Source organism: Pseudomonas sp. GW821-FHT01A09, assembly GCF_058986725.1.
Genome location: NZ_JBYSWB010000004.1, coordinates 120,694 through 135,864 on the forward strand (window position 1 = coordinate 120,694; position 15,171 = coordinate 135,864).

Annotated in this window: 16 protein-coding genes; 12 read left to right on the forward strand and 4 right to left on the reverse strand. The window is 57.9% G+C overall.

The window, feature by feature from the left end:
- Positions 1 to 94: 94 nt before the first annotated feature.
- Together AC3WJP_RS06705 and AC3WJP_RS06710 are read right to left on the reverse strand one after the other, a co-directional pair.
- Positions 95 to 1,105 carry an AI-2E family transporter gene (locus tag AC3WJP_RS06705; RefSeq protein ID WP_493720546.1) on the reverse strand — a complete coding sequence of 337 codons (1,011 nt, stop codon included), beginning with the start codon at positions 1,103 to 1,105 and terminating at the stop codon, positions 95 to 97.
- Positions 1,106 to 1,283: 178 nt separating this feature from the next.
- The gene (locus AC3WJP_RS06710; protein WP_493720545.1) at positions 1,284 to 1,574 is read right to left on the reverse strand and encodes a PsiF family protein; all 291 of its coding nucleotides are present in this window, start codon (positions 1,572 to 1,574) and stop codon (positions 1,284 to 1,286) included.
- Between the two features lie 195 nt (positions 1,575 to 1,769).
- On the opposite strand from AC3WJP_RS06710, the gene osmE reads away from it, so the two are divergent.
- Both osmE and AC3WJP_RS06720 read left to right on the forward strand, forming a co-directional pair.
- Positions 1,770 to 2,111, forward strand: coding sequence for an osmotically-inducible lipoprotein OsmE (gene osmE / locus AC3WJP_RS06715; RefSeq protein ID WP_493720544.1), 342 nt, complete (start codon positions 1,770 to 1,772; stop codon positions 2,109 to 2,111).
- Positions 2,112 to 2,285: 174 nt separating this feature from the next.
- On the forward strand, positions 2,286 to 2,819 hold the full coding sequence (locus AC3WJP_RS06720) for a ferritin-like domain-containing protein (RefSeq protein ID WP_493720543.1): 534 nt from the start codon (positions 2,286 to 2,288) through the stop codon (positions 2,817 to 2,819).
- A 165-nt stretch (positions 2,820 to 2,984) separates the two neighbouring features.
- Here AC3WJP_RS06720 and AC3WJP_RS06725 read toward each other — a convergent pair whose 3' ends face one another.
- Complete coding sequence (locus tag AC3WJP_RS06725; protein ID WP_493720542.1) at positions 2,985 to 5,060, reverse strand: AsmA family protein; 2,076 nt, start codon at positions 5,058 to 5,060, stop codon at positions 2,985 to 2,987.
- 331 nt (positions 5,061 to 5,391) lie between these two features.
- On the opposite strand from AC3WJP_RS06725, the gene AC3WJP_RS06730 reads away from it, so the two are divergent.
- From AC3WJP_RS06730 to AC3WJP_RS06760, 7 genes are all read left to right on the forward strand, one after another.
- The gene (locus AC3WJP_RS06730; RefSeq protein ID WP_493720541.1) at positions 5,392 to 5,964 is read left to right on the forward strand and encodes a phage infection protein; all 573 of its coding nucleotides are present in this window, start codon (positions 5,392 to 5,394) and stop codon (positions 5,962 to 5,964) included.
- 167 nt (positions 5,965 to 6,131) lie between these two features.
- A complete protein-coding gene (locus AC3WJP_RS06735) occupies positions 6,132 to 6,758 on the forward strand; it encodes a TetR family transcriptional regulator (RefSeq protein ID WP_493720540.1) in 627 nt (208 codons plus the stop codon).
- A gap of 174 nt (positions 6,759 to 6,932) precedes the next feature.
- Positions 6,933 to 7,433 (forward strand): urease accessory protein UreE, encoded by a 501-nt coding sequence (gene ureE, locus AC3WJP_RS06740; RefSeq protein WP_493720539.1) that lies wholly within the window; start codon positions 6,933 to 6,935, stop codon positions 7,431 to 7,433.
- Positions 7,430 to 8,104 carry an urease accessory protein UreF gene (locus tag AC3WJP_RS06745; protein WP_493720538.1) on the forward strand — a complete coding sequence of 225 codons (675 nt, stop codon included), beginning with the start codon at positions 7,430 to 7,432 and terminating at the stop codon, positions 8,102 to 8,104. Before ureE ends, AC3WJP_RS06745 begins: the two co-directional genes overlap by 4 nt.
- 10 nt (positions 8,105 to 8,114) lie before the next feature.
- On the forward strand, positions 8,115 to 8,729 hold the full coding sequence (gene ureG / locus AC3WJP_RS06750; protein ID WP_493720537.1) for an urease accessory protein UreG: 615 nt from the start codon (positions 8,115 to 8,117) through the stop codon (positions 8,727 to 8,729).
- A gap of 47 nt (positions 8,730 to 8,776) precedes the next feature.
- Positions 8,777 to 9,346, forward strand: coding sequence for a HupE/UreJ family protein (locus tag AC3WJP_RS06755; protein WP_493720536.1), 570 nt, complete (start codon positions 8,777 to 8,779; stop codon positions 9,344 to 9,346).
- Between the two features lie 136 nt (positions 9,347 to 9,482).
- Positions 9,483 to 10,607 (forward strand): AGE family epimerase/isomerase, encoded by a 1,125-nt coding sequence (locus tag AC3WJP_RS06760; protein ID WP_493720535.1) that lies wholly within the window; start codon positions 9,483 to 9,485, stop codon positions 10,605 to 10,607.
- 139 nt (positions 10,608 to 10,746) lie between these two features.
- On the opposite strand, the gene AC3WJP_RS06765 is transcribed toward AC3WJP_RS06760, so the two are convergent.
- Positions 10,747 to 11,514: an SDR family oxidoreductase gene (locus AC3WJP_RS06765; protein WP_493720534.1), complete on the reverse strand. Its 768-nt coding sequence runs from the start codon at positions 11,512 to 11,514 to the stop codon at positions 10,747 to 10,749.
- A gap of 1,188 nt (positions 11,515 to 12,702) precedes the next feature.
- Between AC3WJP_RS06765 and AC3WJP_RS06770 the strand changes: the two genes are divergently transcribed.
- The 3 genes from AC3WJP_RS06770 to AC3WJP_RS06780 are packed head-to-tail and all read left to right on the forward strand — an operon-like array spanning position 12,703 to position 14,985.
- Entirely contained in the window at positions 12,703 to 13,302 is a 600-nt protein-coding gene (locus AC3WJP_RS06770) for a hypothetical protein (protein WP_493720533.1), read from the forward strand.
- Positions 13,302 to 14,015, forward strand: coding sequence for a dCTP deaminase domain-containing protein (locus tag AC3WJP_RS06775; protein ID WP_493720532.1), 714 nt, complete (start codon positions 13,302 to 13,304; stop codon positions 14,013 to 14,015). Before AC3WJP_RS06770 ends, AC3WJP_RS06775 begins: the two co-directional genes overlap by 1 nt.
- 1 nt (position 14,016) lies before the next feature.
- Entirely contained in the window at positions 14,017 to 14,985 is a 969-nt protein-coding gene (locus AC3WJP_RS06780) for a nucleotide kinase domain-containing protein (RefSeq protein WP_493720531.1), read from the forward strand.
- The last annotated feature ends 186 nt before the right edge of the window (positions 14,986 to 15,171 follow it).

The following is a 15,171-nucleotide window of genomic DNA, read 5'->3' on the forward strand; positions in this document are numbered from 1 at the left end:
AGAGGTGTAGAAGAGACAGGGCTTGCCCCCGATTGCAGTGTGTCTGACACACCTTAATCGGGGGCAAGCCCCCTCGCTACAGGAGTCCGCGCCGTTACACCAACCCCTGCAACCGCAACTCGCTCTTGAGATAGGCGTAATAGATTGGCCCCGCCACCACCCCGGGCAGCCCGAACGCCGCTTCGAATACCAGCATCGCCAACAGCAGCTCCCACGCCTTGGCGCTGATCTGGCCGCCAACGATCCGTGCGTTGAGGAAGTACTCGACCTTGTGGATCACGATCAGATACCCCAACGCCGCCACTGCCACCCAGATCGACAGCGACAGGCCGACGATGGTGATCAGGGTGTTGGACATCAGATTGCCGATCACCGGCAGCAGCCCCAGCAGGAACGTCAGTACGATCAGGGTCTTGGTCAGTGGCAGCTTGATTCCGCACAGCGGCAGCACTACCGCCAGGAAGATCGCGGTGAATGCGGTGTTCAGCAGCGAAATCTTGATCTGCGCGAAGACGATATTGCGAAACGCCTGGACCAGCAGCGACAGGCGGTCGAACAGGGCGGCGGACAATGGCTTGCGCTGAGTCGGATCAGGCAGGTTCTGCAAGGCGACGATGGCCCCCAGGACCATACCGATCAGCAGCGTCACGAAGGTGTGCGCGGCATCCTTGCCCATCAACTGCAGATCGGTCAGGTGCTTGCCCAGCCAGCCGCTGATGGCGATGCGGAACTCGGCGGCGCTGGCCGGCAGATAGGCGTCGATGAACGGCGGCAACTGGCTGCGTGCGCGATCGACCACCGCCATGAACTTATCCAGCGAAGCACCGGGGTTTTCCGCCTCGTGCAGCACGAAGCTGATGATGCCGGCGAAAATCATCGCCAGCACACTGACCACCAGCGTGCCCAGCAACGCCACCGCCAGCCAGCGCGCACGGCGGCCGGCAATGAGCCGTTGCAGTTGCGGGGTGAGCATATTGACCAGCTCGAACACCAGCAGTCCCGCGAGCAGGCTGGGCAACAAGCGCAAAGGCAGTACCAGATACAGCCCACCCATGACGATGACTAGACTGGCCAACAATACGTGACGCTGGGAGAACGTTGGCATACAGCCTCAAGACAAACGGCGTGAAGGGATGGGCAGTCTGCCAGCCTTCGCGGCGCAGGGCCAGTAGCCTGCGAACCATCCGTGTAGCGAGGGGGCTTGCCCCCGAAAATGATGGATCAGCCACCTCTATCCAGCCGGGCTACCGTCATCGGGGGCAAGCCCCCTCGCTACAGAGCGGTTATTTCTTTTTCAGGCAACTGCTCATGAACGTCTTGCGCGCGTCCCCCTTGAGGGCCTGGGTGGTGGCGTCGGCGTTGCAGGTCTTCATCTTCTCTTGCTGGGTGGCGGCGGGAGCCGGCGCGGCTTTCAGGCAACTGCTCATGAAGCTCTTGCGCTCGTCACCCTTGAGGGTCTTGGCGCTGGCATCGGCATTACAGGTCTTCATTTTTTCCTGTTGCGCGGTCGCGGCGAACGCCTGCGAACCCATCATCAACCCGGTCAAGATCAACGCGACATACGAGCATTTCATGGAGTGGTCTCCTGGTGGCACGGCGGAACGCGAGCCCTCGCCCCTGAGTGTAGACAAACTCGCTTACAAATTTTGTGCGCGGACAATCCCGGGGCGCCAGTCTTTAACCCGACGCAAGATTTATCGAACTCTGGCGCTGCGCCGTGGCCCTACATATTAGATGGCCACTACCGGCCCAGCGTAGGAGCGACCTTTATGTACAAGCAAACTTTGGCAGCATTTTGTGTATTGGCGTCCGTGGCCGGTTGCTCGACCACCCCGGAAAACCCGGTGGACTTCGTCACCTACCGCAACGAACCCTTGGTCAAGCAGGTCGAGACCGGCATGACCATGCAGCAAGTGATCGCCATCGGCGGTAGCCCATCGACCGTCAAGGACGGCACCGCAACGTCGGCGGCCGGTACCTGCAACAACTATGTGCTTAACCGTGATGGCAAGCAGCAGGCCTATTACGTCAGCTTCGACGGCACCGGCCATGTCGACAGCAAGGGCTTCATGACTTGCGCGCAGCACGCTGCCAACCAGAAAGCCATGTAACACCCCGCCGAGCTGGCGCGCCGCGTTGAAGTTGCCGTTGGATGCAATGGGTAAAACTTTCGCCGCGCCAGCCACTCACACCTTAAGTATCGACCACGCCCGGCGCCTGCCCCAAGGCGAACAGAGAGCGTGGCGCTCACCGTGATCCGACCGTATCCAGCCTGGAGAGAGATAATGACCATCAATTTGCAACTGACCGACAAGAACACCCTGCGTGAGCGCGCGCGCATGAACGTCGACCAAGGCGCCGTGACCGAGGGCTATAGCGGCGACCGCGAAGAAATCATTCGTTTGCTCAACGAATCCCTGGCCACCGAGTTGGTCTGCGTGCTGCGCTACAAGCGCCACTACTTCATGGCCAACGGCCTGAAATCCAGCATCGCTGCCGACGAGTTTCTCGAACACGCCGAGCAGGAGTCCGAACACGCCGACAAACTGGCCGAGCGCATCGTGCAACTGGGCGGCGAGCCGGAATTCAACCCGGATCTCATCAGTGGCTTGTCGCATGCGCAATATGTAGCCGGCAATACGCTGAAAGAAATGGTCTACGAAGACCTGGTCGCCGAGCGCATCGCGGTCGACAGCTACCGCGAGATCATCCAGTACATCGGCGAGAAAGACCCAACCACCCGCCGCATCTTCGAAGACATCCTGGCCCAGGAAGAAGAACACGCCGATGACATGGCGGATATCTACGACAGCCTGTGATGTTCAGCGCTTAAAAAAAAACCAGGTATATGCCTGGTTTTTTTATGCCTACGCCAATACCTCATCTTCCCTGCAGCGAGGGGGCTCGCCGCCGAAAACAGCTCATTCGACACATGTGTGTGAACTGACTATTTTCGGGGGCAAGCCCCCTCGCTACAGATTCGATCAGGTCGAGGGCACGGTCTTGGGGGCCTTGCCATCGCGCATCTGCTGCAGCAACGGCGTGCACTGGTTGGGCTCGTTGCCACCGCTCGGCGCCACCAGCGCCAGCAAGCCCGCCGCCGGCCCGGCCACTGCGCCCAGGGCGATCATCCCGGCACCACGCAGCAATAGCGGCACCGCCTGCACACCCGCGCCCGGCTTGGCGAACGGCCCGCGCACATACAGCGGCGAGCGCAGTGACAGCAAGCGGAAGCCTTTGGATTCGGGGCTGATCTTCATGTCCAACTGCTCGGTCTTGAAGTTGGCGGTGCCATCGATATAGATGATCGCGTTCTCGGTATCGAAGACAAACAGATTGGGCTTGGCCAAGCCGTCCTTGATGCCGAGGTCGGCGGCGGCGCAGTTGATCTTCACTTCCTTGTCGCCAAAGATCTTGCCGACCACGAAATTACCGACGTTGAGGCCGGCGATTTCCATCAGGTCGCGGCTGATGGTGCCGTCGTTGATCAGCATCTTCAGGTTGCCGTTGGCGCTGCCCAGCAGCGCCGCTACCGAATTGCCGGTGCCGGCGATGTCGGCATCACCGTTGAGCTCGCCGAAGCTGGTCTGCATCGGCGCAAAGGACGGCGCCAATTGCTTGAGCTTGAAGCCACGGGCAGTGATCTTGGCATGCCCCTGCAACGGCGTGGTGCGGCCATTGAGGTCGATCTGGGCATCCAGCTTGCCGCCGGCGACGCCGAAGCGCAGGGGTTCGAGGCGGATCTGGCCGTTATCGAGGATCACGTGGGTATAGAGGTCGGTGAACGGCAGTTTTTCACTGTGAACGATGCGCTTGCCGGTGAACTCGACATCGGCATCCATGGCCGCCCAGCGATCGGTCTTGAACTGCTCGACCGGCAGCACCTTGTCCGCCGGCTGCTTGCTGGCGCCACCGCGGGCTTTCTGCTCGGCATTGGAGTCGGCGCCGATCAGCGGTGCCAGGTCGGCGAACAGCAGTTGGTTGGAAACCAGCGCGCCAGTCAGTTTCGGCCGTGGCTGGCTGGCGACGAAGCCGAGGTCGCCATGAATATCGCTGTCGCCGATCTTGCCGTTGAACCCCTCGTACTTGAACGACGCGCCGCCGGCTTCATGCAGCTTGGCGATCAAATGGCCGTCGGTGGAGTAAGGCGGCGAATCCGGCAGCGTCACCCCGGTGAGCGGATACAGATTGCCCAGGCTGCTGCCCGCCAAGCGCAGGCGCAGGTCGAGCGCGCCGAGATTGCGCGGATCGGTCAGGGTGCCAACTACGGCGATGCGTGTCTGCTCGACCTTGAGGTCCACCTGCACGGGGAAAGGTTGCGCGGCGTCCTGCAACGCCAGCAGGCCGCCGATCTTGCCGGTAGCGTCCAGCGCCTGGCCCTTGTAGCGCCCGCCGACCTTGAGGCCGAAAGCATAATCCTGGGCACTGCCGCCTTGGTCGCTGACCTTCTTGGCCGCACCGCTGCCCGCGATTTCGCTGTAGGGGATGGGCTTGCCCAAGGGATCGATCACGACATCGATCTGCGCGTTGAGCGTGGCATCGTTGTAAGTGACGTGGCCCTTGTCGAACCCGATGGCGCCGATGTCGATCACCCAGCTGGAAGGCTCGGCGTTTGGATCCTTGGGATCGAACTGGAAGGTCCAGTTGGCGCGCCCGTCTGCCAGCCGTTGCAGGTCCGCGCTCGGCTCGGTCAGGTCGATACGCGGGATGACCACGCGCTCCGCCAGCAAAGGCAAGGGTGCCAGGCGAAACTCGATACGCTTGAGGCCAGCCATTTGGGGGGTTTTAGACCAGTCGGGGTTGCCCAGGCTGATGTCCTCGGCGACGAAATGCGGCCACGGTACCCAGGCGCGCCAGCTGCCTTCATCAGGCTCGCGCTGCCACACCACCGTCAGATTGCCATTGATGGCGAAGGGTCGATGCAGGGCTGCCGAGACCTTTTCATTGATGGTCGGCTTGAGCCGATTCCAGTCGAAGGTGGCAATGACGACAACAATGATGACCAGCAATACCGCGAGGGTGGCTAGCGTCCAGCTGATGACTTTTCCTGTGCGCGACATGCGGCTTTCTCCTGATGACAGCGGCCTACTCAGGCGTGAGCGCGCTTTAGCTATATAGGCTGTGACTGACAAATCCCCCTCGGGTTTCGATTTTTCCTGCCAGCAGCGGATCTTCCGAACTATCAATGCGCTCGATGATGAAGCGTCAGCGCCCCGAAAATCCCCGAAGCAGGGCATTTTCAATTCGCTGGAAGCCTTGATTGGCGCGGCCTGTAGCAAACAATCAATTTGGTTGATTGTTACCATTGCCCTTATGAACTTTTATATCAAATTCTCGGGAGTAGTATTGGCTCCGTAGACAACTTATCGCCCTTACACGGAGCAACCCATCATGAAACGCCAAATGCTGCTTACCCTGACCCTCTCGATTCTGGCTGCAAACGCTTTCGCTGCACCGGTTACACATCAAGACCTGTCCAGCCAAATGAAAACCAGCGCTGCGTCGATTTCCCACACTTACACTGTCGCCCAAGACGGTGCTGACCGTTCGCTGGACACCGTTGCTCAAGACGGTGCTGATCGCCAACTGAACTCGGTTGCTCAAGACGGTGCTGATCGCCAGCTGAACTCGGTTGCTCAAGACGGTGCTGATCGTCAACTGAACTCGGTGGCTCAGGACGGTGCTGATCGTCAACTGAACTCGGTGGCTCAGGACGGTGCTGATCGTCAACTGAACTCGGTGGCTCAAGACGGCGCTGATCGCCAGCTGAACTCGGTGGCTCAAGACGGTGCTGATCGTCAGCTGAACTCGGTGGCTCAAGACGGTGCTGATCGCTCGCTGAACACTGTCGCTCAAGACGGTGCTGATCGTTCGCTGAACACTGTCGCTCAAGACGGTGCTGATCGTTCGCTGAACACTGTCGCTCAAGATGGTGCCGACCGTAACCTGACTCAAGTGAGCTGAGTTTGATGCCCCTGAAAAAAGCCCGGCAAATCAACCGGGCTTTTGCTTTTTCGCTTTTACCCCTCTAGCGCAATGCTTTCCCGCCCCGCTTGACCCATCTGCAGTTCGCCCCCCTCTCATCGATTTGCTAAAGTGCAAGGCTGCCCTCCCAGAAAGCCAGCCAGCCCATGCTCCCGCGCGCCGAACAAAAACTGCAGACCCGACAGGCCCTCCTGGAAGCCGCACGGCAACTGATGGCGTCCGGTAGAGGTTTCGGCAGCATCAGCCTGCGCGAAGTCAGCAAGGCAGCAGGTATCGTCCCCACTGGCTTCTATCGGCATTTCGAAGACATGGACCACCTCGGCCTGGCGCTGGTCAGCGAAGTGGGCGAAACCTTTCGCGCCACCATTCGCCTGGTTCGGCATAACGAGCTGATTCTCGGCGGTATCACCGATGCCTCGGTGCGCATCTTCCTCGATGCCGTGGCCGCCAACCGTCCGCAATTCCTGTTTCTGGCCCGCGAGCAATATGGCGGCTCGCTGCCCGTGCGCCAGGCGCTGACCACCTTGCGCAACGGCATCAGCTCGGACCTGGCTGCGGATCTCGGGCAAATGCCGCGCTGGCAACACCTGGACGCCGCGTCGCTGTCAGTGATGGCCGACCTGGTGGTGAAGTCGGTGTTTGCCACCTTGCCCGAGCTGATCGATCCGCCGCCGCATCCACTGCCCGCGTACCTGTCGCCAGAAGCCAAGATCATCCAGCAGCTACGCTTCATCTTCGTCGGCGCGCGGCACTGGCAGGGGCTGGATAGCTAAGCTCCTCGGCACGCACCAATAATGATCATCCATAACGGTATCGCCCCAAAAGCGCGCGCTCGTGCGCCCTTTATTCACGCGTATCGCGCGGCTTTGCTAGCATTTTCGTGCCTGGCTCCGATTGGCAAGACACTTGCTCTGTCCTAGCCACCGCTATTAGCTGGAAGCCTTTGAATGCTGGTCATCCACCGCAGAATCGAAAAAAAACCTGACTGGTCGGCCGAAATTCATCTGAATTTCGAAGCCCGCAGCAAAAGCCGCCTGCGCTGTTTTAGTGCCGAAGGCGAAGACGTCGGGCTGTTTCTCGAACGCGGCCAGCCGCCGCTGTACGACGGTGAATGCCTGGAGGCCGAGGACGGTCGCGTGGTGCGCGTGGTCGCGCGGCCTGAGCAATTGCTGCACGTCACCTGCGCCAACGCCTTCGAACTGACCCGCGCCGCCTATCACCTGGGCAATCGCCACGTCGCCTTGCAAGTCGGCGACGGCTGGCTGCGCCTGCTCGACGATTACGTCCTCAAGGCCATGCTCGAGCAGTTGGGCGCCACCACCGCGGCCATCGAAGCGCCGTTCCAGCCGGAGCACGGCGCCTACGGCGGCGGCCACCATCATTCCCGCCACGGCGATGAAGACTTCAACTACGCGCCCAAGCTGCATCAATTCGGCGTGCGTAAATGAATCCGGCCTGGGCCCTGCTGCGCCTGGCCAGTCCGCAGTTGCCGATCGGCGGCTACAGCTATTCCCAAGGGCTGGAAATGGCCGTTGAAAATGGCCGAGTGAATGACCCACAGGCTGCCGCGCGCTGGATCAGCGACCAACTGTTGCTCAACCTCGCCCGGTTCGAAGCGCCGTTGCTGCTGACCCATTGCCGGGCCGCGCAGGATCAGGACTGGGCGCAGTTGCGCGTGCTCTGCGAACAGCACCGCAGCAGCCGCGAGACCCGCGAGTTGCAGCTCGAAAGCCGGCAGATGGGATATTCGCTCAAGCAATTGCTCCTCGGCCTGGCCGAGCTGGATGACGCGGCGCGGGATTTTCTCCACGCCACCGACGAGCCCCACCTGGCCCTCGGCTGGGCGCTGGCCGCCCGGGCCTGGCAGATCGCCCCCGCCGACGCCTTGGCCGCCTGGCTGTGGAGCTGGCTGGAAAACCAGTTGGCCGTACTGATGAAGACCTTGCCGCTCGGCCAGCAAGCTGCGCAACGCCTGACCAGCGAATTGCAGCCGTATCTGCAGCGAGCCCAGCAGCTGGCCACTACCCTTGACCCTCAACACTACGGCAGCGTCGCGTTTGGCCTGTCCCTGGCGAGCATGGCCCACGAACGCCAATACAGCCGCCTGTTCCGTTCCTAGGAGAATATCGATGAACTCTCAGCCTCTGCGTGTTGGTATCGGCGGCCCGGTCGGCTCCGGCAAGACCGCCCTCACCCTGGCCCTGTGCCTGGCCCTGCGCGAGCGTTACAACCTGGCCGTGGTCACCAACGACATCTATACCCGCGAAGACGCCGATTTTCTGGTGCGCAACGAGGCCCTGGCGCCGGAGCGCATCATCGGAGTCGAAACCGGTGGCTGCCCGCATACCGCGATCCGCGAGGATGCGTCCATCAACCTTGAAGCAGTCGACCAGTTGAACCGGCGCTTCCCCGGCCTGGACCTGATTCTGGTGGAATCCGGCGGCGACAACCTCTCGGCCACGTTCAGCCCAGAGCTGTCGGACCTGACCATCTATGTGATCGACGTGTCGGCCGGCGACAAGCTGCCGCGCAAAGGCGGCCCGGGCATCTGCAAATCTGACCTGCTGGTGATCAACAAGATCGACCTGGCGCCGCTGGTGGGTGCCTCGCTGGAAATGATGGATGGCGACACCAAGCGCATGCGCGGTGACAAGCCCTTCGTCTTCAGCAACCAGAAGACCGGCCAGGGCCTGGAGACGATCATCGCCTTCATCGAACGCCAGGGCCTGCTCACCGCAGCCTGATCGCTATCAATCCACCACCTCGACATTGCCTACAGGGAAGCGTCTGCATGAACCTGAACAAAATCCTCGCTACCTTCGCCCTGCTGCTGGCCCCGGCCGCCGCTTTCGCCCACCCTGGCCACGGCACCGGCCTGATTGCCGGCATCGCCCACCCGCTGACCGGCATGGACCACTTGCTGGCGATGATCGCCGTCGGCCTGTGGGCAGCACAGCAACAAGGTGCGGCGCGCTGGGCACTGCCTTGCACCTTTGTCGGCACCATGCTGATCGGCGGCGTGCTGGGTTTTGCAGGCCTGCAATTGCCGGCACTGGAAAGCGGCATCGCCGCTTCGGTACTAGCGCTGGGCCTGGCCGTGGCGCTGGCGGTACGACCGCCGCTGGTGCTGGCGGTGACCGCGACCGCGCTGTTCGCGCTGTTCCATGGCGTCGCTCACGGCCTGGAACTGCCTGAGATGTCCAGCCCGTGGACCTATGCCGCGGGCTTCGTGACCGCTACCGCAGTGCTGCATGCCGCCGGATACGGTCTGGTGCGGGTATTGCCGCAAGCCGCCGCGCCGCTGGTGCGAGCGCTGGGCGCGCTGTCGGCCGTGGCCGGGGTCTGGTTGCTGGCTGCCTGATCGCGGTCATCCCTGTGGGAACGGGCTTTTGCGCGTTCCCACCGGGAAACGCTGCATCGACCAACCGTGTACTGCCCCGCCACCCCTGCTACCATATCGCGCATCCATCCCTGCCCGACGCGATGACTTCCTGCCAATGCCTCACGTTCCCGGATTTACCGCTGCGCCTGAAATGACCGCGGCCTTTGCCGATGTGCAACACCATTTCATGCATACCATCGTGCCGATGTGGAGCGGCCCCGGCTGGAACGCGGAACTGGCATTGCCCTATGAAGCCCTCGATGCCGAGCATCGGCCGTTGCCGCCGCAGCGCTATCGCGCCATGGCCTGCGCGCGCCAGCTGTATGTGTTTTCCAGCCTGATCGGCCAGCACCCCGGGGCCCATGAGCACGCAGGGCTATTGTTCCGCTCGTTGCAGCGGCATTTTCACGATGCCGAACACGGTGGCTGGTTCTACAGCGTCGACGCCAAGGGCGAGCCCCTGGACACCCGCAAGGACCTTTACACCCACGCCTTCATCCTGTTTGCCTGCGCCCACTACTGGGACAAGATCCGCGAGCCCTTCGTGGCCTCGGTGCTGGACGGCGCGCTGACGGTGATCCTGGAGCAGTTCGCGACCCGCGACGGCCTCTACGATTCCTGCCTGGCGCGAGACTGGTCGAGCCTGGGCGAAGGCCCGCTGCAAAATCCGCTGATGCATCTCACCGAAGCCTTCCTCGCCGCCCTCGCCGTGCGCGATGACGCCCAGGTGCATACGGCCCTGCTGGCGTTGACCAACGCCATGCACAAGCACTTCGTCGAGCCTGTGAATAACTTGATGCTGGAAAAGCCGCTAGGGGCTGTGGATAACTGGTTCGAGCCGGGGCACCAGTTCGAATGGTATTACCTGGTGGTGTCGTCGCCAACGCTGCGCGGCAGCCCGCTGCACCGCTCGCTGGAACAAGCGTTCGGCTTTGCCGAAGCCCATGGCGTGAAGGACAGCGCGGTGCTGGCAATGCTGCACCCCGACGGCAGCGTACGGGACGCCACTCAGCGTATCTGGGCGCAGGCTGAATACCTGCGCGCATTGACGCTGCGTGCTGGTGCTGGCGACCGCGTTGCTGCCCAGCTGGCCGTACTGCGCGAGCGCTTCCTGCGCCCCGTGGGCTGGTACGAATGCCGCGACGGAGGCGGCGAGATCAGCCGCCATGACATGCCGTCGACCACCCCGTATCACTTGGCGACCAGCTATCAGGGACTGGCGGCAGCGCTGCAACAGTGACCAGCGACGCCGGTCTCTCGGCCGCCTTCGCGGGCAAGCCCTGCTCCCACAGTGTCACCCGATATCAAGCCGCACACCTGTGGGAGCCCAGCTTGCTGGCGAAGGGGCCAGCGGCGTCAACACCACAATCAAAGCCGGATCACGCCTTGCCCGGCCGCTCCACCGCAAAACCTGCCCACGACTGAGTTACTGGCATGATTTCCAGCGAGTTGATGTTGATGTGTGCAGGCTGGCTCAGGATCCAGAAGATGGTCTCGGCGATGTCCTGCGGCTGGATCGGGTTGGCGCCGGCATAGGTGGCGTCATACTTGGCCTGATCGCCATTGAAGCGCACCAGCGAGAACTCGCTTTCGCACATGCCCGGCTCCAGATTGGTGACGCGCACGCCGGTGCCTTGCAGGTCGTTGCGCAGGTTCAGCGAGAACTGGCGCACGAACGCCTTGGTGGCGCCGTACACATGGCTGCCCGGATACGGATAGTTACCGGCCACCGAGCCCAGGTTGACGATGCTGGCACCCTTGCCGTGAGCGATCAGACGCGGCAGCAGCAGACGCGTGGCGTACAGCAGGCCTTTGACGTTGGTGTCGACCATGGTGTCCCAGTCATCCAGGTCGCACTTGGGCGCCGGATCGGTGCCCAGGGCCAGGCCGGCGTTGTTGACCAGCGCGCGAATGTCGCTGAACTCGGCAGGCAGGCTGCCCAGCGTGGCTTCCATGGCCTTGCGATCGCGGACGTCGAGCACCAGCGGCAACACCGCTACCTTCTTCGACAGTTCGGCTGCCAGCGCGGTCAGACGCTCTTCACGGCGCCCCGTGAGCACCAGCGACCACCCTGCATCGGCGAAACGGCGAGCGCAGGCCTCGCCAAACCCGGAAGTGGCACCAGTAATAAAAACGGTATCAGTCATCTTCTTCTCCAGAGGTAAAGGTCACCGGCCACAGAGCATGCCCGCGTGGCCGGGCGCCAGCAAGTGACTTGTACAATCGAGCAAAAAATGATCAGGTGGCGCAAACCCCCGATCTAGAAGCCTCGCAGCCGGTTATGCGCATCTTATCCACAGTCGGTTCCACAATAACCGTGGGCAAGTGGATAACCGCCAAAGCCTTGCATGGCGCGGCTTGCAGCGCGATTCGAAAGTATTTGCCTTGACCTGACGGCCATCACTCGTCCTCCCCGTTTGGGCAGGCGAATGGACAAGATGGCCCCAGGCCAGTCCCGCTACCGTCCAGCGCCATGTTTCCAAGGCTTGTTCACAGACTTATCCACAGGGTTGCGCAATGGAAAAATGGCCATCTGCCCAGTGGATAAGCACCTTGACAAATGGGATTGTCGAACTGGAAAAATCCGCTGATCAAAAAACGATCAGAAGCCTGCAGGCCACGCCAATCAAGGCTTACAGGCAAGTACACCCAAGTTACCCACAGCCCACCCCACAGCAAACGGGGACAACTCGAAGTTGTGACAAAACAATGAATTACAGCGGCTTTATGTCGCGGTTTGGAGGGGGTCGAAAAGTGTTTTCCACAAAACGCAGGAAGCACCCGATCCCTGTGGCGAGGGGGCTTGCTCCCGATACGGTACATCAGACACCGCATCAGTGACTGACACACCGCATCGGGAGCAAGCCCCTCACCACAGGTTGGGATCAGTGTCCGCCCAGATAGGCGTTGCGCACCTCATCGTTGCTCAGCAGCTCAATAGGCTGGCAGAGGGTGTAGGGTCGACAGACCGGAGATAGGGTCGACAGGCCACAAGGGTCTCCCCACACGATCTGCCATAAAACGCTACAGAATTTCTGTAGTTGTAGCGGTACATACAGAATTGGAGCGTTCTGCATGCAGCTAGTGGCACGATTACGCCTATCTATCGAGCTGTCAAACTCGGCCACGATGGTTCGTGACGCAGTGAGGACACCGTCCATAATCGGGCAGAACAAGACAGCTTTTCATCACCACCCTTATGAAAATCAATGCTAAACGTAAAAGGCATTTATCCGCAAAAAAAAACTGTGTAGAATCTGAAACCGTATTTTTGTCCTACTCTTAGGGCATCCATATTCTGTTTCTAAAAGCTTCAACGACCATAGGAATTGACTATGTCACTTTTCAGTCAACTCAAACAGTTACAATGGAAACAACTGCAGCATGACGAAAAGTACCATAAAGAAATTTGGCTACTAACTGTTCAACAGCGAATTACGCATATGGTATTGCACTTATCTAAATACAGTGCAAAACTCACTACTGCTGCGTATACAAATGACCATGAGTGCATCGAGAAAACTGTTATCGATGCTATGATCATAAGTATTTCTTCAGCCAACATTTTCAACAAACCTCTTATTGATTTGATCAACCAAGAGTATCTTGACGCCTCCAGCCTATCGGAGCTAGCACACGGCTGCTTAGACCTCAAGCGCACGAGTAGTAACTCAACACTTGGCCTTGCCATCGAAATAACAGGAGAAACAGGAAAGCTTTGTAAAGCAGTGGAATCTCTCGACCATCTTGAGTCCTTTGCATTCAAAGAAAAAATACTGGAAAGTATATCTGTAGTCTTTGAACTGCTGCTCGCACTTACCAGCCTTTTAAAAATTGATAACATCACACAAAGAATTGCGACTCGCTTATTTTCAGTTGAAAGCAAAAGCATGTTCTTCGAAGAGCTTGGGAACTACAGGGACGGTTATACATAATGTTTTGGAGTGGTGATAAGCTTGAGGAACTCAAGGATCAGCTAGTAAAAAATGCAGAAGGTAACCATTTCGGAATTGAAGTGGACTGCGCAGCTATTTCTCTGACCGTTGGCAATGAAATTTACATTACGCCGAGCAATGATAGCGATTCAAATGTCAAGCAGATATTAGAAGACAAAAATCCTCAGTTCATCATTCCAAAAGGGCAATTCGCCCTCATCATCACTGCAGAAACGGTCTCTGTCCCAAGTTATGCTATCGCCTTAATATCGTTCAAAGCGAAATATAAGTTCAAAGGCCTAATTAACGTTTCAGGATTTCACGTAGACCCTGGTTGGCAAGGACAGCTCACCTTCTCCGTTTATAATGCAGGCCCCAAGGACATCGTACTTGAGCGGAAAAAACCTTTTGCACTTATCTGGTACGCAGATTTAGATAGAGACTCAGGCGCTAATTATCGGAAGTCTGGCAAGAATCCAGTGCAGCATTTAGATAGCGATAAAATCTCAGATATGACAGGTGAAGTTTTTTCACCTTTTAAGCTAAAAAAAGAAATCGAAGAGTTAAAGAAAGACATACTTACCTTGGAGAGCAAGATTGTCACTCGGTACTCAACTATTATATTTGCGGTCTTTACCACAGTTATAGCTTTTGCGTTAAGGGAAAAAATAATTCAAGCCGCCGAGAACATCGGCAAGCTAATCGGCCTGTAGCATGCAAATAAAAATTAAAAAAAATCTAAAAAAATCAACAGCTTATGATGAATACTGGTATTTCGCAGCTGCCCGGCAAAAGAAATTTCATGCCTCATGCAACGGCGTGAAAGACACTGAAGACCCCATTTTGGCGGATTACAAATTCACGAATTGTTATCGAGTGCTTGACCGTACGAGCCAATTCCTAGTCAAGAATATTATATCTGAGCCAAACGCAACGGCAGAAGATGTGTTCTTTCGAACAATACTTTATAAATTATTCAACAAAATTGATACATGGCAAGAATTGGAAAGGCTGGTAGGCCGAATATCAGTTAAAGAGTTTAACGTTGAGACATACACACTTGCGCTTAATGAGATCAAGGAGAGTGGCAAAAAAATTTATTCCGCAGCTTACATTATGCCTTCGGGAAAAAGGGAATGGGGCAGCGCTACAAAGCATGAAAATAATTTACACATGCTCGCACACATGATTGAAATTGGCATGCATAAGTCTACTTGGGAGCTGAAAGACTTAGGTGGCATCTTCGAAAGCCTACTTATATTACCAAGCATCGGTAAATTTTTAGCATACCAATATGCGGTAGACCTTGCTTATAGCGATTTCTCAGATGCCATAGAGTCTGATTTTGTTATAGCAGGACCTGGGGCAACGAGGGGCATAAATAAATGTTTCAACGAAGTGAATCCACGTGACTACACTTACATAATTGAATACATGACAGACATACAGGAGGATGAATTCGAAAGACTCAATCTAAACTTTACGCCTCTGAAAAATCGAAATCTACAACTAATTGACTGTCAAAATATCTTCTGCGAAGTAGATAAGTACCTTAGAGTAAAACGCCCCGACCTAGGAAAACCTGGAGCTAGGATAAAACAAAAATATCGACCGCACCCCGAAAAAATTGAATACCACCTCCCCCCAAAATGGAATGCCTTAACATTCGCAGGACGACGATGAAAATCGAAATCAAAGTAACACCAACAATGTTCCAAAAGAAAATCATTAAATGGAGCACCATATATTTACTAGCCATATTCATATTTATACTATGGGAACTTCCTAGCGGAGTGCCTCAGTGTTTGCAATCCAAAGTAGCCGGCCCCACGACCCAATACGTTGCCGACCCTGATTGCATACAAAGGA